The 18853-nt window shown below is 73.8% G+C and carries 15 protein-coding genes and 1 pseudogene; 11 read left to right on the forward strand and 5 right to left on the reverse strand.

Features of this window, described 5'->3' with window-relative positions:
• Window positions 1-86: 86 nt before the first annotated feature.
• Window positions 87-2042 carry an acetate--CoA ligase gene (gene acs, locus ACIP5O_RS02855; protein ID WP_401287752.1) on the reverse strand — a complete coding sequence of 652 codons (1956 nt, stop codon included), beginning with the start codon at window positions 2040-2042 and terminating at the stop codon, window positions 87-89.
• Between the two features lie 330 nt (window positions 2043-2372).
• A complete protein-coding gene (locus tag ACIP5O_RS02860; protein ID WP_401287755.1) occupies window positions 2373-4844 on the reverse strand; it encodes a SulP family inorganic anion transporter in 2472 nt (823 codons plus the stop codon).
• Window positions 4845-5161: 317 nt separating this feature from the next.
• Between ACIP5O_RS02860 and ACIP5O_RS02865 the strand changes: the two genes are divergently transcribed.
• Window positions 5162-6481 carry a hypothetical protein gene (locus ACIP5O_RS02865; RefSeq protein WP_401287758.1) on the forward strand — a complete coding sequence of 440 codons (1320 nt, stop codon included), beginning with the start codon at window positions 5162-5164 and terminating at the stop codon, window positions 6479-6481.
• 22 nt (window positions 6482-6503) lie between these two features.
• On the opposite strand, the gene ACIP5O_RS02870 is transcribed toward ACIP5O_RS02865, so the two are convergent.
• On the reverse strand, window positions 6504-7478 hold the full coding sequence (locus ACIP5O_RS02870) for an ATP-binding protein (RefSeq protein ID WP_401287761.1): 975 nt from the start codon (window positions 7476-7478) through the stop codon (window positions 6504-6506).
• A 102-nt stretch (window positions 7479-7580) separates the two neighbouring features.
• On the opposite strand from ACIP5O_RS02870, the gene ACIP5O_RS02875 reads away from it, so the two are divergent.
• Window positions 7581-8399, forward strand: a complete 819-nt coding sequence (locus ACIP5O_RS02875; protein WP_401287763.1) for an oxidoreductase — start codon at window positions 7581-7583, stop codon at window positions 8397-8399.
• Between the two features lie 373 nt (window positions 8400-8772).
• Here ACIP5O_RS02875 and ACIP5O_RS02880 read toward each other — a convergent pair whose 3' ends face one another.
• On the reverse strand, window positions 8773-9642 hold the full coding sequence (locus tag ACIP5O_RS02880) for an HAD family hydrolase (RefSeq protein ID WP_401287765.1): 870 nt from the start codon (window positions 9640-9642) through the stop codon (window positions 8773-8775).
• 549 nt (window positions 9643-10191) lie between these two features.
• Between ACIP5O_RS02880 and ssd the strand changes: the two genes are divergently transcribed.
• The 7 genes and pseudogenes from ssd to ACIP5O_RS02915 all read left to right on the forward strand — a co-directional run.
• Entirely contained in the window at window positions 10192-11262 is a 1071-nt protein-coding gene (gene ssd / locus ACIP5O_RS02885; RefSeq protein ID WP_401287768.1) for a septum site-determining protein Ssd, read from the forward strand.
• A complete protein-coding gene (locus ACIP5O_RS02890; RefSeq protein ID WP_401287770.1) occupies window positions 11259-12434 on the forward strand; it encodes a TadA family conjugal transfer-associated ATPase in 1176 nt (391 codons plus the stop codon). The genes ssd and ACIP5O_RS02890 overlap by 4 nt, the downstream gene beginning before the upstream one ends.
• Window positions 12431-13309 (forward strand): type II secretion system F family protein, encoded by an 879-nt coding sequence (locus ACIP5O_RS02895; RefSeq protein ID WP_401287773.1) that lies wholly within the window; start codon window positions 12431-12433, stop codon window positions 13307-13309. Before ACIP5O_RS02890 ends, ACIP5O_RS02895 begins: the two co-directional genes overlap by 4 nt.
• A gap of 20 nt (window positions 13310-13329) precedes the next feature.
• Entirely contained in the window at window positions 13330-14085 is a 756-nt protein-coding gene (locus ACIP5O_RS02900; protein ID WP_401287775.1) for a type II secretion system F family protein, read from the forward strand.
• 118 nt (window positions 14086-14203) lie between these two features.
• Window positions 14204-14440, forward strand: a complete 237-nt coding sequence (locus ACIP5O_RS02905; RefSeq protein WP_401288132.1) for a DUF4244 domain-containing protein — start codon at window positions 14204-14206, stop codon at window positions 14438-14440.
• Window positions 14427-14897 carry a TadE family type IV pilus minor pilin gene (locus tag ACIP5O_RS02910; protein ID WP_401287777.1) on the forward strand — a complete coding sequence of 157 codons (471 nt, stop codon included), beginning with the start codon at window positions 14427-14429 and terminating at the stop codon, window positions 14895-14897. Before ACIP5O_RS02905 ends, ACIP5O_RS02910 begins: the two co-directional genes overlap by 14 nt.
• Before the next feature lie 65 nt (window positions 14898-14962).
• Window positions 14963-15196: pseudogene (locus ACIP5O_RS02915) on the forward strand (Rv3654c family TadE-like protein); the annotation flags it as partial.
• Window positions 15197-15236: 40 nt separating this feature from the next.
• Here the strand turns inward: ACIP5O_RS02915 and ACIP5O_RS02920 are convergent.
• Window positions 15237-17873, reverse strand: a complete 2637-nt coding sequence (locus tag ACIP5O_RS02920; protein ID WP_401287780.1) for a DEAD/DEAH box helicase — start codon at window positions 17871-17873, stop codon at window positions 15237-15239.
• 80 nt (window positions 17874-17953) lie between these two features.
• Between ACIP5O_RS02920 and ACIP5O_RS02925 the strand changes: the two genes are divergently transcribed.
• Window positions 17954-18307, forward strand: coding sequence for an STAS domain-containing protein (locus tag ACIP5O_RS02925; protein ID WP_030205962.1), 354 nt, complete (start codon window positions 17954-17956; stop codon window positions 18305-18307).
• 15 nt (window positions 18308-18322) lie between these two features.
• Window positions 18323-18781 carry an ATP-binding protein gene (locus tag ACIP5O_RS02930; protein ID WP_356539189.1) on the forward strand — a complete coding sequence of 153 codons (459 nt, stop codon included), beginning with the start codon at window positions 18323-18325 and terminating at the stop codon, window positions 18779-18781.
• The last annotated feature ends 72 nt before the right edge of the window (window positions 18782-18853 follow it).

The following is an 18853-nucleotide window of genomic DNA, read 5'->3' on the forward strand; positions in this document are numbered from 1 at the left end:
CCGTACGTACCGATCCGTACGTACCGCTCGTACGTACCGCTCGTACGTACCGCTCGTACGTACCGCTCGTGCGTACCGGCTGCGGCTCAGTCCTCGCTGGAGGTGGCCGGGAGCTGGGTCTGGATGAGCGACATGACCGAGGAGTCGGTCAGCGTGGTGACGTCGCCCAGCTCCCGGTTCTCCGCCACGTCGCGCAGCAGACGGCGCATGATCTTGCCCGAGCGGGTCTTCGGCAGCTCCGCCACCGGCAGGATCCGCTTCGGCTTGGCGATCGGGCCGAGGGTCGCGCCGACGTGGTTGCGCAGCTCGGCGACGAGGTCGTCGTCCTGGGTGGCGGTGCCGCGCAGGATCACGAAGGCGACGATCGCCTGGCCGGTCGTCTCGTCGGCGGCGCCGACGACGGCCGCCTCGGCGACGGCCGGGTGGGAGACGAGGGCCGACTCGACCTCGGTCGTCGAGATGTTGTGGCCCGAGACGAGCATGACGTCGTCGACCCGGCCGAGCAGCCAGATGTCGCCGTCCTCGTCCTTCTTGGCGCCGTCGCCCGCGAAGTACTTGCCCTCGAAACGGGACCAGTACGTGTCGATGTAGCGCTGGTCGTCGCCCCAGATGGTGCGGAGCATCGACGGCCACGGCTCGGTGAGGACCAGGTAGCCGCCCCCGCCGTTCGGCACCTCGTTCGCCTCGTCGTCCACGACGGTGGCGGAGATGCCCGGCAGCGGGCGCTGGGCGGAGCCCGGCTTGGTCTCGGTGACGCCCGGCAGCGGCGAGATCATCATCGCGCCGGTCTCGGTCTGCCACCAGGTGTCCACGATCGGGGTCTTGCCGGCGCCGATGTGCTCGCGGTACCAGACCCAGGCCTCGGGGTTGATCGGCTCGCCGACCGAGCCGAGGACGCGCAGGCTCGACAGGTCGAACTTCGCGGGGATGTCGTCGCCCCACTTCATGAACGTGCGGATCGCGGTCGGCGCCGTGTAGAGGATGGTGACGCCGTACTTCTGCACGATCTCCCAGAACCGGCCCTGGTGCGGGGTGTCCGGGGTGCCCTCGTACATGACCTGCGTCGCGCCGTTGGCCAGCGGGCCGTAGACGATGTACGAGTGCCCGGTGACCCAGCCGATGTCGGCGGTGCACCAGTAGACGTCGCTCTCCGGCTTGAGGTCGAAGACGGCGTGGTGGGTGTAGGCGGCCTGGGTGAGGTAGCCGCCGGAGGTGTGCAGGATGCCCTTCGGCTTCCCCGTGGTGCCCGAGGTGTAGAGGATGAAGAGCGGGTGCTCCGCCTCGAAGGCCTCCGGGGTGTGCTCGGCGGACTGGCGGGCGACGATGTCGTCCCACCACACGTCGCGGCCCTCGGTGAAGGCGGTGTCCTGGCCCGTGCGGCGGACCACGAGGACGTGCTCGACCTGCGGACACTTGGCGACGGCCTCGTCGATGGCCGGCTTGAGGGCGCTCGGCTTGCCGCGGCGGTAGCCGCCGTCGGCGGTCACGACCAGCTTGGCGTCGGCGTCCTGGATGCGGGAGGCCACGGCGTCGGCCGAGAAGCCGCCGAAGACCACCGAGTGGGCGGCGCCGACGCGGGCGCAGGCCAGCATCGTGACGGCCGCCTCGGGGATCATCGGCAGGTAGACGGCGACCCGGTCGCCCTTGCGGACGCCCAGCTCGGTCAGGGCGTTGGCGGCCCGGGAGACCTCGTCCTTGAGCTCGGCGTAGGTGATCGCGCGGCTGTCGCCCGGCTCGCCCTCGAAGTGGATGGCGACCCGGTCGCCGTGCCCGGCCTCGACGTGCCGGTCGACGCAGTTGTACGCCACGTTCAGCTCGCCGTCCGCGAACCACTTGGCGAACGGCGGGTTCGACCAGTCCAGGGTCTCGGTCGGTTCGGTGGCCCAGGTCAGCCGCTTGGCCTGCTCGGCCCAGAAACCCAGCCGGTCCGCCTTGGCCTGCTCGTACGCCTCCGCCGTCACATTGGCGTCCGCCGCCAGCTCGGCGGGCGGCGCGAAGCGGCGCTCCTCGCGGAGCAGATTGGCCAGGCTTTCGTTGCTCACGACATCTCCCTTTCCCAGGGCGTCCTCTGTGCGTATGTGTCCCGCGTCATAGCTCACCAGTCAGATGCCCGGGTGACAAGAGTCTCCAGGGAATTGGTTTAGACCTGTGAGCGGCTCGACGTGGGTGGCCCCTTCTTCCCGAGCGGTGGGAGAAGGGGCCACACAGTCTCACGGACGGACGGTGCCGATGGTTCAGGGCGTGTGCGGCCCGGGGTCGTACGCCGGGGGGCGTGCGCCCCGGCGGCGGGGGCTCGGGAGAGCGCCCGTTCGGGGGGCCTTCCCGGGAGCGGGTGCCTGCTCGGGAGCGCCCTCCCGGGAGCGGTCCCCCGCTCAGGAGGCGCGCGCTGTTTCCAGGCGGCTCCTCGGGTCGGCTGCCGCCCCGGTCTCCGCATCGGCCCCCGGCCCGTTCTCCGGTCCGGCCGGCAGGGCTGTCTGCAGGGCTGTCTGCAGGGGCGTCGGCAGAGCGGTCGGCATGACGCGGGTGAAGACGTCGTCGTAGGCGTCGTGGCCGTGCGGCTCGTCCGTGCCGCTGAGCAGGTACGCCTGTGCCTCGCCCACGTGGAAGTACATCCCGTGCAGCGTGAGGCTGCCGTCGGCGAGCCGGCGGGCCACCGGCTCGTACGCCCGCAGGTGCTCCAACTGCTGGACGACGTTGGTCAGACAGAGCTGCTCGACCGCGTCGGCCGGCAGGCGTCCCGCGATCCGGGCCCAGGCGTGGCGTCTGCTCGCCATCCGCTCCAGACTGGGCCGGCCGTGCCGGAGCCAGCGGCGCAGCGGGGACGGCGGATCGTCCGGACCGGCGTTCATGAGGGCCTGCATCGCGCCGCAGCCGGAGTGGCCGCAGACGGTGATCGACTCGACCCGCAGCACCTCCACCGCGTACTCGATCGCCGCCGCCACCGAGTCGTCCCCGCTCTCCTCGCCGGGGAGCGGGACGAGGTTGCCGACGTTGCGCACGGTGAAGAGGTCGCCGGGACCGCTCGCCGTGATCATGCTGGTGACCAGCCGGGAGTCGGCGCAGGTCAGGAAGAGCTGCGAGGGGCGCTGGCCCTCCCGGGCGAGCCGGGCCAGCTCGTCCCGTACGAGCGGGGCGGTGTTCCGCTGGAACTTGCCGATGCCGCTCGCCAGCTTCAGCCCCGGCGCGGGCCGGTCCGCGGTCGTCTCGCCGGACTCCTCCCGCTCGGCCGACGGCTCCCCGCACTGGTGGTTGTGCCAGGGGGTCCAGGGGCGGCAGCAGGAGTGCGGGGCCGCGCCGGGGGCGGGCTCGGCGATCCGGTTCCCGGAGGGTCCGGTCGTCTCGACCTTGCCGCCGTGGGCGAGGTGCCCGGTCGTCCAGTCGCTCAGCGTCTCGTACGCCGCGTGGTCCATGAAGGACCCGTCCAGCTCGACCACCACGTCGGAACCGGGCGGCAGTTGGTGCAGGGCCCGGCTCAGGCGGGGCACGGCGAGGAAGGTCAGCTGGCCTCTTACGCGCAGCAGTTGGCGCCCGTCGCGCTCCTCACGGGTGATCCGGGTGCGGGTGAGCCGGTGCAGGGCGACCGCGACGGCCACGCCGATGCCGAGGGCCACGCCCTCCAGGATGCCGATGAGGACGACCCCGGTCAGCGTCACCACGTAGACGACGACTTCACGGTGACGGGTGACGGTGCGGATGTGGGTGATGCTGACCATCTGGATGCCGACGACCATCACGAGGGCGGCGAGGGCGGGCAGCGGGATCAGGTCGAGCACGGGCACGAGCAGCAGGGCCGCGAGCACGATCCACAGGCCGTGCAGCATGGTGGAGGCGCGGCTCACCGCGCCCGCCGAGACGTTGGCGACGCTGCGGACCGCGACCCCGGCGACCGGCAGGCCGCCGAGTGCGCCGGAGACCACGTTCGCCATGCCCTGGCCGGCGAGTTCGCGGTCGAGGGCGGTGCGCGGGATGCCCAGGCCGTGGTCCGGGCGGGCGGCGACGAGCTTGTCGACCGCGACGGCGGAGAGCAGCGACTGCACGCTGGTGACGAGGGTGATCGTGAGGACGCCGGCGGCGATGCCGAGGACCGGCCCCTCGGGCATCCCCGGCAGGGCGTGGCTGCTCCAGGACGGCAGGTCGACGCGGGGCACGGCGAGACCGGCGACCACGGCCACCGCCGTCGCGCCCGCCACCGCGACGAGCGCGGCCGGGGCCTTGCGCAGGAGTCTTCCGGCGCGGCCCGGCAGGCGCGGCCAGCAGAGCAGCGCGGCCACGGTGAGCGCGCTGATGGCGAACGAGGCCGGCTGGACGTGCGCCAACTGGGCTGGCAGGCCCAGGGCGTTGTCCACGGCGGAGCTCTGGGGGGTGCCGCCGAGCACGATGTGCAGTTGCGCGAGGGCGATGGTGACGCCGATGCCGCCCAGCATGCCGTGCACGATCGCGGGCGAGACGGCGAGCGCGGAGCGGGCCACGCGCAGGGCGGACAGGCCGAGTTGGGCGAGTCCGGCGAGGACGGTGATGGCGCAGGTGGTGCGCCAGCCGTAGAGCCGGATGAGCTCGGCGGTCACGACGGTGAGCCCTGCGGCGGGGCCGCTCACCTGGAGCGGGGAGCCGCCGAAGCGGCCGGCGACGAGGCCGCCGACGGCGGCGGCCACCAGGCCTGCTTGGAGCGGGGCTCCGGTGGCGAGCGCGATGCCGAGCGAGAGCGGCAGCGCGATCAGGAAGACGGCGATCGACGCGGACACGTCGACGGCGGCGACGCGGAAGCGGCGCGGCCCCTCCGGGGGGCTGTGCGGCCGCTGGACGCGGGGTCGGGTGGTCGTGCGGTCGGGGGTGCAGAGGGTCATGTTCCCGTCTCCTCCGGGGCGGCGCGGTCGCGGCTCGCGCGGGACGAACGTGGGGCTCGCGGCCGTGGGTCACGGCGTACAGCGGCGGGATGTGCGCCAGGGGCCTCTCGACGCGAGGCCCTTCGAAGAAATCATCAACGCTCGGTAAATGGATCGTAATGGAGAGTAAAGAGTCTGGCAGTACTTTCCGGGCAAATGGTGCAGTGGTTCACCTGTTCTGGTGATTAGTGCGTATTACTCCGCTTGTCGTTTCATCTGCCCGGCCGTCGCGGTGCGACGTTGACGCCGCTCGCACGGAACCGAGGAGAGGTGGGCGGATGACTGCCGCCGGGAGAAGGACCACTGCCCAGAAGAGGGTGCTCGCCGCCGGCGCCCTCGCCGTCGCCCTGATCACCGGCGTCGCCGGCTGCTCGGGCTCCGACGGGGACGCCACGAAGGGCACGCAGGGCGGCGGCCCGGGCGCCAAGAAGGGACCGGCCGCGGCCCCGCAGACGGTGCCCCGGCTGATCGGCGACGGCTCGACCGCCTTCACCGGCGCCCAGCCGAAGCAGCGGGCCTGGCAGCGCCTCAAGCCGGGGGAGACCCCGCCGCAGTTCGTGGTCTTCTCGTGGGACGGCGCGGGCGAGGACAGCCAGAAGCTGTTCTCCCACTTCCGCCAGGTGGGCAAGAAGTACAACGCCACCATGACGTACTTCCTCAGCGGCGTGTACCTGCTGCCCGAGGAGAAGCGGAACCTCTACGACCCGCCGCAGCACGGCGCCGGCCGCTCCGACATCGGCTTCAACGACACCGAGGGCATCCGCGCCACCGTCCGTGAACTCCGCGGCGCCTGGCAGGACGGCAACGAGATCGGCACCCACTTCAACGGGCACTTCTGCGGCCCCGACGGCGGTGTCGGCACCTGGACCGTCGAGGAGTGGAAGAGCGAGATCAACCAGGCCAAGTCCTTCGTCAAGACCTGGAAGACGAACGCCGGTCTGCGCGCCGAGCAGCCGCTGCCCTTCGACTACGACAAGGAGCTCGTCGGCGCCCGCACCCCCTGCCTGGAGGGCCGGAAGAACTTCGTCCAGGCGGCGGCGCAGATGGGCTTCCGTTACGACACCAGCGGCGTCAACGACCAGATCTGGCCCAAGAAGGACCTGGGCCTCTGGGACCTGTCGATGCAGCTCGTGCCCGTCCCCGGCCGTGCCTTCCAGACGCTGTCCATGGACTACAACTTCCTGGTCAACCAGTCCCCCGGCACCACCCAGGGCGACCCCGCCCAGCACCGGTACTGGGGCAACCAGATGCGCGACGGTCTGGTGCAGGCCTTCGAGCGCTCCTACCGGGGCAACCGCGCGCCGCTGATCATCGGCAACCACTTCGAGTCCTGGAACGGCGGCACGTACATGAAGGCCGTCGAGGAGACCATCGCCACCGTCTGCGTGCAGAAGGACGTCAAGTGCGTCTCCTTCCGCCAGCTCGCCGACTGGCTCGACGCCCAGGACCCCGACGTCATCGCCAGGATGCGCACCCTGAAGGTCGGCGAGGCCCCGGCGGCCGGCTGGAAGCAGTTCCTCTCCGCACCGGCCGCCCCCGCTTCTCCGGCCTCCCGGCCGGCGGAGCCGGTGGGCGCCGCCGCTCCCGCGGCGGGCTGACCCGGCCCGGCGGGAACCGCCGCTACACCGCCAGCGGCTCGCCGAGGACGAAACCGGGGTCGACTTGCGCCGCCAGGTCGGCCCCGGTCTTGGCGTTGCCCCAGCTCTCCGCGTTCCGCAGGTGGAAGTGGACCATCTGTCGCGTGTACCGCTCCCGGTCGCGGTGGGCGTACGAGTCGTCCACCGCGTCCTGGAGGGCCTGGAGCGCCATGCGGTTCTCCGCCTCCAGGAGCTCGAAGCGGGACGGGCGGCCCTTCTCCATCGCGCGGACCCAGTCCGAGTGGCCCACCGCCACGAGCAGGTCCTCCCCGACCTCCTCGCGCAGGAAGTCGAGGTCGTCCGGGCCCTGCACCTTGTTGCCGACGACCTTGAGCGCGACGCCGAAGTTCCGCGCGTACTCCTTGTACTGGCGGTAGACCGAGACCCCCTTGCGGGTCGGCTCCGCCACCAGGAAGGTCATGTCGAAACGGGTGAAGAGGCCGGAGGCGAAGGAGTCCGAGCCCGCTGTCATGTCGACGACCACGTACTCGTCGGGGCCGTCGACCAGGTGGTTGAGGCAGAGCTCCACCGCGCCGACCTTCGAGTGGTAGCAGGCGACCCCGAGGTCCGACTCCGTGAAGGGGCCGGTCGCCATCAGCCGGACCTCGCCGTCGTCGAGCCGGACCGGACGCGCGCACGCCTCGTACACCGGATTGTCCTCGCGGACCCGCAGCAGCCGGGAGCCCTCCCCGGGCGGCGTCGTCTTGATCATCGTCTCGGCGGAGACGATCCGCGGGTTGGTGCCCCGCAGGTACTCCTTGATGAGCGGCAGGTGCGCGCCCATCGCGGGCAGCGCGGCGGCCTCCGCCTCGGACAGGCCGAGCGCGGCGCCCAGGTGCTGGTTGATGTCCGCGTCGACGGCGACGACCGGAGCTTCGTTGGCGGCGAGGTGGCGGATGAAGAGCGAGGACAGCGTGGTCTTGCCGCTGCCGCCCTTCCCGACGAAAGCGATCTTCATGTTCACCTAGGGTAGCCGCACGATCGCCACCCGTGGTCGGGTTGCGTGAAGAAGACCACTCCATCGTGGGGCGGGGCCGCCGGGCGCGTAGCCTCCCTACCTATGAGTACGCACGCCTCTGACCCCCTGGCCGCGCTCGCCTCCCTGCCGGGCGTCGCCGACGCGGTGGACTCCGTACGCAAGGCCGTCGACCGGGTCTACGGCCACCGTGTGATGCGCCGCCGCAGCAACGAGATCTCCTCCGAAGCGGCGCTGCGCGGAGCGCGCGGCTCGGCCGCCCTGTCCGGCGCCGACTGGGCCTTGGAGGAGGTCCGCCGGCGCACCGACTTCAGCGCCGACCCCGAGGCTCGCACGGTCGGTGCCGCCCTGCGCCTGGGCGCCGAGGCCGGGCAGCTGCTCTCCATCTGGCGCCAGTCGCCGCTGCGCGTGCTCGCCCGCCTCCATCTGGTCGCCGCAGGCGAACCGGACGACTCGGTGGGGCGGCCCCGGCTGGACGGCGAGAAGGTCGACGAGCCGCTGATCGAGGGTCCGGTGCCGACGCCCGCCGAGGTGGCCGGACGGCTCGACGGCCTCGCGGAGCTGATCGTCGCGGGCAGCGGGGCCCCGGCGCTCGTGACGGCCTCCGTGGTGCACGGCGAACTGCTCGCGCTGCGCCCCTTCACCTCGTACAACGGCCTGGTCGCGCGGGCGGCCGAGCGGATCGCCCTCGTCGGCAGCGGTCTCGACCCCAAGGCGGTCTGCCCGGCCGAGGTCGGCCACGCGGAGCAGGGCCGGGCCGCGTACCTCGCCGCGTTCGAGGGCTACCTGTCGGGGACGCCGGAGGGCGTGGGTGCCTGGATCGCGCACTGCGGGCGCTCGGTGGAGCTGGGGGTCCGGGAGTCGACGGCCGTCTGCGAGGCGCTCCAGCGCGGCGCGGCCTGAGGATCGCCGGGGGCAGGGGCAGGCCGGGGGGAGGGGCAGGGGCTCGGGCCCAGGTCCGGGGTCGAGCCCGCTTCCGGGGTTGAAAAGGGTTGCGGCGGTACCTCTTCAGGTACCGCCGCTGGCACGTCCACCCAGTTACCAAGCGTCCTCGATATGTGCCCATCAGGCCGGGAACTTCGCCCGTGGCCTGGTGCGGCTGGCCCGTAATCGACGGGTCGACGTCGCGTGGGTACCTGGTTTTCGTGCTAGGTCCGTGGGGCCTTCATGCTCAACAGGTGATCCTCTCGGATGTCCCAGGTCTCGCGGGCCTGATTCCTTTTTACTCCTCTTGGGGTGGAAGCGAAAGTGCTGGTTCCACTTCTCTGGTTTTTGCTCAAATTCGGGCAAAGCCGCCGGTGGGCCGAGAGCCGGCGAGGGCTGCCTGGCGGCGCCTGGCGGCGTACCAGACGAGCCCGGCTCCGACGGCTGCCGCCCCCACGGCCGCCGCGGCGACGAGCGCGGGCCGGGGCGGCATTCGGAACTCGGGCAGCCGCTGCTTGAGGCGGACCGGCTTCTCGAAGGAGAGCACCGGCCACTCCCGGGCGACGGCCTCGCGGCGCAGCGTCCGGTCGGGGTTGACCGCGTGCGGATGGCCGACGGCCTCCAGCATGGGGATGTCGGTCGCCGAGTCGCTGTACGCGTAGCAGCGCGAGAGGTCGTACCCCTCCGACTCCGCGAGCTCCCGGACGGCCTCGGCCTTCGTCGGCCCGTAGGCGTAGTACTCCACCTCCCCGGTGAAGCAGCCGTCCTCGCCGACCACCATCCGGGTGGCGACGACCCGGTCGGCCCCGAGCATCTCGCCGATCGGCTCGACCACCTCGGCGCCGGAGGTCGAGACGATGACGACGTCCCGGCCGGCGGCGTGGTGGGCCTCGATGAGGGAGGCCGCCTCGTCATAGATGATCGGGTCGATCAGATCGTGAAGGGTCTCGGCGACGAGCTCCTTCACCTGGGCGACGTTCCAGCCTTTGCAGAGCGCGGAAAGATATTCGCGCATCCGCTCCATCTGGTCGTGATCGGCCCCGCCCGCCAGGAAGACGAACTGGATGTAGGCCGTCCGCAGGGCGGCACGGCGGCTGATCAGCCCGCCCCGGTAGAAGGACTTGCTGAAGGTCAGCGTCGAGGACTTCGCAATGACCGTCTTGTCCAGGTCGAAGAAGGCGGCTGTGCGCGGCAAGGAGTGGTTTTCCACGAGCCCGAGCATAGGTGCCCGCCATTCGGCGTACGCTGGGGCGCGTGGGTTTGCCTGAGAAGCCTCTCGGGTACACCATGGAAGTCACGGATCGTTCGCGACCGTGCTACCCCGGTCCGGCTCCTCCCCCCCCGAGTCGGCCGGAGAGACGACCCCCGCTCTCCCCCCCGGCGGGGGTCGTCGCATGTCCGGAGCCGTTTCGGGCCTGTGGAACATCGCCCGCCCCCTTCTCTTCGCCCCTCGGCCGCGAGTCGGCCACCGGGTTGTCGTACTCCTGATTCCTCACTCAGAGTAACCGGCGGGATGCGTTCTGGGCAGTGCCCGGAGGGGTGGCGCGGTTATTCACAGGCCCTCACTTATCCACAGTTTTTCGGTGAGATCCCCACGATTTCCTGGACGGCCCCACGGTGATTCCTGTCGCGGAGTTCGCGGCCGGAGAGAATCACGAGAGGGGCGTGTGCCGTGGAGACATCCAGGACTTCAGAGGTCGGGACCGGGACAGGGGCGGGAGCCGGGGGCGCGGGGCGGGATCCGTCGGTGCAGGGGGCCCAGGCGCGGGGCGTGGACGAGGTGCGTCGGGCCGGGCCGCTGATCGTCACCGAGGACCTCGGGCTGCTCGACGACCTCCTCCGGCTGTGCGCTGCGGCCGGGGTCGAGCCCGAGGTGCACCACCGGATGCCGGAGCGGCGGGCGAGCTGGACGGACCCGCCGCTCGTCCTGGTCGGTGACGACGCCGCCGCCCGCTGCCGGGGAGCGGTGCGCCGGCCGGGGACCGTCCTCGTCGGACGCGACCGGGACGACCCGGGGGTGTGGCGCCTCGCCGTGGAGATCGGCGCGGAGTGCGTGCTGCGGCTCCCGGACGCCGAGGGCCTCCTCGTGGACCGCATCGCCGACGCGGCCGAAGGAGTGGGCCGACAGGCGCTGACCGTCGGCGTCGTCGGCGGCCGCGGGGGCGCGGGCGCCTCCACCCTGGCCTGCGGCCTCGCCCTCGCCGCCGCCAGGACCGGGCGGCGCACCCTCCTCGTCGACGGCGACCCGCTGGGCGGCGGCCTCGACGTGCTGCTCGGCGGCGAGCGCGAGGAGGGCAGGCGGTGGCCCGACTTCGCCGCCTCGAAGGGCCGGCTCGCGGGCGGGGCCCTGGAGGAGTCCCTGCCGTCGGTGCGGGGCGTCCGGGTGCTCAGCTGGGGCAGGGAGCCCGCGCTGCCGGTGCCGCCCGAGGCCGTGCGGTCCGTGCTCGCCGCCGCGCGCCGCCGGGGCGGGGTCGTCGTGGTCGACCTGCCGCGCGGGAGCGACCTGCCGACCGCCGAGGCCCTGGCCCAACTCGACCTCGTCCTGCTCGTCGTGCCCGGGGAGTTGAGGGCCGTCGCGGCGGCCCACCGGGTGGCCGCGACCCTCGGGACGGCCGTGCGCGACCTGCGGGCCGTGGTGCGCGGGCCGTACGCGACGGGGCTCGACGAGCGGTGGGTCGCCGACGCGCTGCGACTGCCGCTCGTCGGTGAACTTCCCTACGACCCGGGGATCGTGGCCGACCAGGACGCGGGCCTTCCGCCGGGTGCCGAGCCCCGGGGGCCGCTCGGCCGCTTCTGCGCCGCCTTCTGGGAGCGCGCGCTCACGCCCGGCGGTGCGGCATGACCGGGAACTGGGACGAAGCCGGTGGCACGGGGCTGCTGGACGCCGTGCGGCAGCGGCTCGCGGCGAGCGGGGCCGAACCCACCCCGGCCCGGGTCGCGGCGGCGCTGCGGGCCCAGGGACGGCTGCTCGGCGACGCGGAAGTGCTGGGAGCGGCAGAGGAGTTGCGGTGCGAACTGATCGGCACCGGGCCGCTCGAACCGCTGCTCGCCGACCCGGCCGTCACCGACGTCCTGGTCTCCGCCCCCGACCGGGTGTGGGTGGACCGGGGCGCCGGACTCGAACGGGTCCCGGTGTCCTTCCCCGACGCGGCGGCCGTCCGCAGGCTCGCGCAGCGGCTCGCGGCCGTCGCCGGGCGCAGGCTCGACGACGCCCGTCCGTGGGTGGACGCCCGGCTCCCCGACGGCACCCGCATGCACGCGGTGCTGCCGCCGGTGGCGGTCGGCTCGACCTGTCTCTCGCTGCGGGTGGTGCGCCCGCGGGCCTTCTCCCTGGAGGAGCTGGCCGCGGCGGGCACGGTGCCGCCCGGCGGCGCCACGGTCCTGCGGGCCCTGATCGACGCCCGCGTCTCCTACCTCGTCAGCGGCGGTACGGGCACGGGGAAGACCACGCTCCTCGCCTCCCTGCTCGGCCTGGTGGGGGAGCGGGAGCGGATCGTGCTCGCCGAGGACTCGGCGGAGCTGCGGCCCGACCACCCGCACGTGGTGCGCCTGGAGGCGCGGCCCGCCAACCAGGAGGGCGCCGGGCTCGTCACCCTGCGGGACCTGGTCCGGCAGGCGCTGCGAATGCGGCCCGACCGGCTGGTGGTCGGCGAAGTGCGCGGCGGGGAGGCCGTGGATCTCCTGGCGGCCCTCAATACGGGTCATGAAGGAGGTTGCGGAACGGTGCACGCCAACACGGCGGCGGACGTACCGGCGCGGCTCGAAGCCCTGGGGACGGCCGCCGGGCTCGACCGGGCCGCCCTGCACAGCCAGTTGGGCGCCGGGCTCTCGGTCGTACTCCACCTCGTGCGGGACCGGGACGGACGGCGCCGGATCGCCGAGCTCCACGTCCTGGAGCGTGACCGGGAGGGGCTGGTCCGGACGGTTCCCGCCCTGCGGTGGGGCGCGTCCGGGTTCGTGCGGGAGCGGGGCTGGGAGCGGCTGGGGACGCTGATCGGAGGGGGAGCGTGGTGACGGCGGGGCCGGAAGCGGTACGGGGCGCGGCGCAGGGTGCGGCGGTGCTCTGCGCGGGGCTCGCCCTGTGGTGGGCGGTCGAGCGGCGGCGCGGGACCGGCCGGGCGCGGGCGGTGCTCGCGGGCGATGTGCCCGAGGAGGCCGGCGCGGGGACCTGGCCGGTGCTGATCGCGCGCTGGTGGGCCCCGCTGCGGGGCAGGCGTGCGTGGCTGTGCCTGCCGGTGGCGGGGGTCCTCGCGCTGCTCGGGGAGTCGCCGCTGCCGCTGGTGGCGGGGGCGCTCGCGGTGCCCCTGGTCGGGCGGCGGCTGCGGGCCGCCGGACGGCGGAGGGAACGTGAGACGCGGGCCGAACGGGTCGTGGCCCTGTGCGGGGCGGTCGTCGGGGAGCTGCGGGCCGGCTGGCAGCCCGCGCAGGCGTTGTCCTTCGCGGCCCGGGAGACCGGCGCCCTGGGCGACGAGGAGGCGCGGGTGCTCGCGGCGGCCCGGTTCGGCGGGGACGTGCCGGGGGCCCTGCGGAGGGCCTCCCGGCAGGACGGCGCCGACGGCCTCGCGGGCATGGCGGCCTGCTGGCAGGTGGCCGTAGACGGGGGCGCGGGCCTGGCCGCCGGGCTCGACCGGCTGGAGGCCTCCCTGCGGGACCGGCACGAGCAGCGGGAACGGCTGCGGGCCGAACTGGCCGGAGCCTGGGCCACGGTGACCGTCCTCGCGCTGCTCCCGGCGGCCGGTCTCGCCCTCGGCACGGCGCTCGGGGCCGACCCGCTGCGGGTACTGCTCCACACCCCGGCCGGCCTGGGCTGCCTGGCCGTCGGCGGGGCCCTGGAGGCGGCCGGTCTGTGGTGGGCCGCGCGGATCGTACGAGGAGGGGAGCGGGCGTGATGCCGCTGGACGTTCTTCAGATGGGGGCGCTTCTGACGGCGGCGGTGTGCCTGTGCGCGCAGGGCGTTCGGGAGGTGCTGCGCGAACTGGGGGCGCGCCGGACGCGGAGGCGGACGCGGAACCTCCTCGGGGCGCCGATCCCGCCGCCCCGGAAGGCCCGGGCGGGGCTGCCGCCGTGGGTGGGGTTCTGGGCGGTGCCGGTCGTGGCGGTCGGGCTCGGCTGGGCGCTCTTCGGTGGGATCACCGGCCTGGGCGTCGGAGCCCTGGTGGCCTGCGGGGTACGGAGGCGGCTCCTCGGACGCCGGGCGTCGGCCGATCCGGACGGCGGCGAGGAGGAGGCGGTACGGGATCTGCCGTTGGCGGCCGACCTGTTGGCGGCCTGCGCCGCCTCGGGGGCCGGGCCCGGAGAGGCGGCGGAGGCGGTGGGCCGGTCGCTGGGCGGCCCGCTCGGGGAGCGCCTGGCCCGTACGGCGGCCGAGCTGCGTCTCGGGGGCGAACCGGCCGAGGTGTGGGGGAGGTTCGGCGCGATACCGGGTGCCGCGGGGCTCGCCCGTTGCCTGGAGCGGGCCGGTTCCTCGGGGGCGCCCTCGGCGGAGGCCGTGGCCCGGTACGCGACGGCCCTGCGAGCCGCCCGCGCCCGTACGGCGGCGGCCGGCGCGCGCCGGGCCCAGGTCCTGATCAGCGCGCCCGTGGGGCTCTGCTTCCTGCCTGCCTTCCTGGCGGTGGGGGTGGCCCCGGTGGTGATCGGCCTCGCGTCGGGCCTGCTGCACGGATGAGAACGACGACGAGACACGACGACACACGACGACACACGACGAGACACCACGAGCGGAACGGAACGAGGAGGACGACATGGCAGGGACAGGGGCAGTGACGACGAAGGCGGCAGCGGTGATGACTGTGGTGACGGCGGTGACGGCGGTGACGGCGGTCCGGGGACGGGTCGGCGGATGGTGGCGGGCGCGACGGGAGGCCGCGCGTCGCGACGCGGGGATGAGCACGGCCGAGTACGCGGTGGGGACGATCGCGGCGGCGGCGTTCGCCGCAGTGCTCTACAAGGTCGTGACCAGCGGAACGGTCTCGGGGGCGCTGGAATCGATGATCGGGAAGGCGCTCGATGCGTCGTTCTGAGACGGATCGTTTCGAGACGCGTCGTTTCGAGGCGCGTCGTTCTGAGACGGGTCGTTCCGAAGCGTGTCGTTCCGACCGGGGCTTCGCGACCGTGGAGGCGGCGATGGTCCTGCCCGTCCTGGCGTTGTTCACGGTGACCCTGCTCTGGGCGCTTGCCGCGGCCGCCGCGCAGATCAAGTGCGTGGACGCGGCGCGGGCGGGGGCGCGGGCGGCGGCCCGTTCGGAACCGGTGGCCGCCGCGGAGACGGCGGCGCGGTCCGCGGCGCCCGAGGGCGCCCGGGTGTCGGTGACGCGCTCGGGGGAGCTGTGGCGGGTGACGGTGGAGGCGGCGGCCCCCGGCCCCCGGGGGCTGGGCCTCACCCTGCGGGCGGCCGCGGCGGCCCTCGCGGAGGACACCGGCCTCCTCGCGGAGGGCGGAGCGGCGGCCGGGGTCTCGGGGCCCGGGGGTCCGCCGTGAGGGGCGGTTGTCGCTCGCCCGGCCGTCGTCGGTCCGGTCGGCGGGGGGACCGGGGCGCGGCGACCGTGTGGACGGCGTTCGCGGCGTGCGTGCTGTGCGTGGTGTTCGGGGCGTTGCTCGCGCTGGGTCAGGCGGTGGTGGCCCGGCACCGGGCCGGCGGGGCTGCCGACCTGGCCGTCCTCGCCGCCGCCGACCGGGCCCTGTGGGGCGAGGCCGAGGCGTGCGCCGCCGCTTCCCGGGTGGCCGGTGCGCAGGGTGCCGAGCTGGTGCGGTGTGCGGTGCGGGGCGAGCTCGCCGAGGTGACCGCACGGGTGGTGCGCGGTCCGTACCGGCCGGAGGTCAGGTCGCGGGCGGGGCCTCAGGAGCCCCTGCCGGGTCCTCCGGAGCCGCCTCCCGGCCTTCCGGCACCCGAGGGCCCTGCGGAGCCGCCTCCCGGGCCTCAGGCGCCTGCCGGCCCCCCTCCGCCTCCCTGGCCCCTCCCCGGCGCCCCGGAGCCACCTCCCGGTCCTCCGGAACCGGCTCCCGGTCCCCCGGGGCCTCGCGGAGGAGTTCCGTGAGGAGGCGGACCGCGCCGCGTTTGTGGAGGGGGTCGTTGCCGTTGCCGCACTTCGGGGACTGGATGCAGGAGGGGCAGCCCGCCTCGCACTCGCAGGAGGCGATGGCCTCCCGGGTGGCGGCCAGCCAGGCACGGGCCGTGTGGAAGGCCCGTTCGGCAAAGCCCGCGCCGCCCGGATGCCCGTCGTACACGAAGACGGTGGGCAGCAGGGTGTCGGGGTGGAGCGGCACGGAGACGCCGCCGATGTCCCAGCGGTCGCAGGTGGCGAAGAGCGGCAGCATGCCGATGGAGGCGTGCTCGGCGGCGTGCAGGGCGCCGCCGAGGATCTCCGGGTTGATCCGGGCGGCGTCGAGCTGGTCCTCGGTGACCGTCCACCACACGGCACGGGTGCGCAGGGTGCGGGGCGGCAGGTCGAGCTTGGTCTCGCCGAGCACCTCGCCGGTGATGAGGCGGCGGCGGAGGAAGGAGACGACCTGGTTGGTGACCTCGACGGAGCCGTAGCAGAGGCGGCCGGCTCCCCAGGGGATCTCGGTGTCGGTGTCGAGGACGGAGAGGGAGGTGGTGTCGCGGGCGGTGGTGGAGTACGGCGGGGCGGCCTCTTCCACGAGGGCCACGGAGTCCTCGAGGTCGAACTCCCGCACGAGGTAGGTGCGGCCCTGGTGGAGGTGGACGGCGCCCTCGTGGACGGAGGTGTGGGAGGCCGCCTCGTCGACCGTGCCGAGGAGGCGGCCGGTGCCGGCCTCCACGATCCGCACGGGGCTGCCGCCGCCGCCCCGGATGTCGGTGAGGTCGGCGGCCCGCTCGCGGCGGGTCCAGTACCAGCCGGTGGAGCGGCGGCGCAGCAGGCCGGCGGTCTCCAGCTGGGGGAGGAGGTCGGGGACGGCCGGGCCGAAGAGGGCCAGATCGGGTTCGGTCAGCGGCAGCTCCGCCGCCGCGGCGCACAGATGGGGGGCGAGGACGTAGGGGTTGTCGGGGTCCAGGACGGTCGACTCGACCGGTTGTTCGAAGATCGCCTCGGGGTGGTGGACCAGGAAGGTGTCCAGCGGGTCGTCCCGGGCGACCATGATCGCGAGGGCCCCTTCGCCCGAACGGCCGGCGCGGCCCGCCTGCTGCCAGAGGGAGGCCCGGGTGCCGGGGTATCCGGCGATCAGGACGGCGTCCAGGCCCGAGACGTCCACGCCCAGTTCCAGGGCGGTCGTGGCGGCCAGGCCCAGGAGCTCCCCGGAGTGCAGGGACCGTTCCAAGGCGCGGCGCTCCTCGGGCAGGTAGCCGCCCCGGTAGGCGGCGACGCGGCGGGCCAGGGCGCGGTCGGTCTCGGCGAGCCGCTCCTGGGCGATCACCGAGATCAGCTCGGCGCCGCGCCGGGACCGTACGAAGGCGACCGAGCGGACGCCCTGCCGGGTCAGGTCGGTCAGCAGGTCCGCGGTCTCGGCGGTGGCCGTGCGGCGCACCGGCGCGCCGCGCTCCCCCTGCAGCTCGGTCAGCGGCGGCTCCCAGAGGGCGAAGACCAGCTCGCCGCGCGGGGAGGCGTCGTCGGAGACCTCGGTGACCGGCAGGCCGGTGAGGCGGCCGGCGGTCCGGGCGGGGTCGGCGGAGGTGGCCGAGGCGAGGAGGAAGACCGGCTCGGAGCCGTACCGGGCGCAGATCCGGCGCAGGCGCCGCAGCACCTGGGCGACGTGGGAGCCGAAGACGCCCCGGTAGGTGTGGCACTCGTCGATCACGACGTAGCGCAGGGCGCGCAGGAAGGAGGCCCACCTGGGGTGGGAGGGGAGGACGCCCCGGTGCAGCATGTCGGGGTTGGTCAGGACGAGGTTCGCGTACTGGCGGACCCACTCGCGCTCCTCGACCGGCGTGTCGCCGTCGTAGAGGGCGGGGCGGATCCGGTTGCCGAGCGGGGCGGCCAGTTCCCGCACGGCGCGCCGCTGGTCGGCGGCGAGGGCCTTGGTGGGCGCGAGGTAGAGGGCGGTCGCCCCGCGCCCGTTGGGGGCCTCGGAGCCGTCCAGGAGGGTGGTGAGGACCGGGGCGAGGTAGGCGAGCGACTTGCCCGAGGCGGTGCCGGTGGCGATCACCACGGACTCGCCGTCGAGGGCGTGCTCGGCGGCCTCCGCCTGGTGGGCCCACGGGTGCTCGATCCCGGCCTCCTGGATCGCCGCGATCACCTCCGGACGGATGCGGTGCGGCCAGACCGCATGACGACCCGCCCGGGCGGGCATGTGCTCCGTATGAGTGATGCGCGCGGCCCGGCTCTCGCCCGAGGAGAGCCGGTCCAGGACCATGCCGGGAGAGGGGCGGCTGCCCCTGTCCCCGGCGGGACGACTGGGGCGGTGATTCTTGGCCATCGGCATCGAGTGTGTCACTGCCATGACGGACAATGCTTCCAAGGCGTCGTGCATGGCTGTGCGTAAGTGATTGAATGCCATCGCGGCTGGCGATCCGTTCCTCGGCCCCGTCCGGGAGCCCCGAGAGAACGATCGCCCGATAGCAAGGTGCTGGAGGATCCGTGGACCTGTCCCTGTCGACTCGCAATGTGACCGGCGCTGGTGGTGACCGTACGGTCGTCGAGGTCGGTGGCGAGATTGATGTGTATACCGCGCCCAAGCTGCGCGAGCAGTTGGTCGAGTTGGTGAACGACGGCAGTTACCACCTGGTCGTCGATATGGAGAGCGTGGACTTCCTCGACTCCACCGGCCTCGGTGTGCTCGTCGGCGGCCTGAAGCGCGTCCGTGCCCACGAGGGCTCGCTGCGCCTCGTCTGCAACCAGGAGCGCATTCTCAAGATTTTCCGGATCACGGGCCTCACCAAGGTGTTCCCGATCCACACCTCGGTCGACGAGGCCGTCAACGCCGTCGACTGAGCCCGGGGGGTTCGCATGGCCACCGTTGAACTCCGCTTCAGCGCCCAGCCCGAGCACGTCCGGACGGCCCGCCTGGTGGCGGCCGCGGTGGCGCGCCGGGCGGGGGTGGACGAGGCGGTCCTCGACGAGGTGCGTCTCGCCGTCGGCGAGGCGTGTTCCCGTGCCGTCGGGCTGCACCGCAGCAACGACGTCACGACCCCCATCCGGGTCGTCCTGACCGAGGAGGAGAAGTCGTTCTCCATCGAGGTCGGTGACGAGGTGCCGGGTGCGGGGGTGGCGGCGGCCGATGCGGTCGGGGTGCCCGGCGCGCGGGCCGCGGCCCCGGTCGAGGACTTCGACGACGCCGACGGCGAGGACGAGATGGGCCTCGCGGTGATCCGCGGGCTCGTCGACGACGTCGAGGTGAGCGCCGGCGCGGACGGCGGCACCCTCCGTATGACCTGGCCGGTGAGCCCGGCGGACGTCCTGTCCTGAGACGCCCCGGTCCTGCGGGACGCGGAAGCGGTAGCAGTAGCAAGAGCAGCAGTACGAGAAGAGGCCCTGCCC

It is taken from the genome of Streptomyces sp. NPDC088915, assembly GCF_044749825.1.
Lineage (GTDB): Bacteria > Actinomycetota > Actinomycetes > Streptomycetales > Streptomycetaceae > Streptomyces.

Excerpts from the sequence above, each read along its gene's own strand:
- ACIP5O_RS02860 (WP_401287755.1), bottom strand. The coding sequence starts at position 4,844 with ATGACCCTCTGCACCCCCGACCGCACGACCACCCGACCCCGCGTCCAG.
- ACIP5O_RS02865 (WP_401287758.1), top strand. The coding sequence starts at position 5,162 with ATGACTGCCGCCGGGAGAAGGACCACTGCCCAGAAGAGGGTGCTCGCC.
- ACIP5O_RS02870 (WP_401287761.1), bottom strand. The coding sequence starts at position 7,478 with ATGAAGATCGCTTTCGTCGGGAAGGGCGGCAGCGGCAAGACCACGCTG.
- ACIP5O_RS02875 (WP_401287763.1), top strand. The coding sequence starts at position 7,581 with ATGAGTACGCACGCCTCTGACCCCCTGGCCGCGCTCGCCTCCCTGCCG.
- ACIP5O_RS02880 (WP_401287765.1), bottom strand. The coding sequence starts at position 9,642 with ATGCTCGGGCTCGTGGAAAACCACTCCTTGCCGCGCACAGCCGCCTTC.
- ACIP5O_RS02890 (WP_401287770.1), top strand. The coding sequence starts at position 11,259 with ATGACCGGGAACTGGGACGAAGCCGGTGGCACGGGGCTGCTGGACGCC.
- ACIP5O_RS02900 (WP_401287775.1), top strand. The coding sequence starts at position 13,330 with ATGGGGGCGCTTCTGACGGCGGCGGTGTGCCTGTGCGCGCAGGGCGTT.
- ACIP5O_RS02905 (WP_401288132.1), top strand. The coding sequence starts at position 14,204 with ATGACTGTGGTGACGGCGGTGACGGCGGTGACGGCGGTCCGGGGACGG.
- ACIP5O_RS02910 (WP_401287777.1), top strand. The coding sequence starts at position 14,427 with ATGCGTCGTTCTGAGACGGATCGTTTCGAGACGCGTCGTTTCGAGGCG.
- ACIP5O_RS02920 (WP_401287780.1), bottom strand. The coding sequence starts at position 17,873 with ATGGCATTCAATCACTTACGCACAGCCATGCACGACGCCTTGGAAGCA.
- ACIP5O_RS02930 (WP_356539189.1), top strand. The coding sequence starts at position 18,323 with ATGGCCACCGTTGAACTCCGCTTCAGCGCCCAGCCCGAGCACGTCCGG.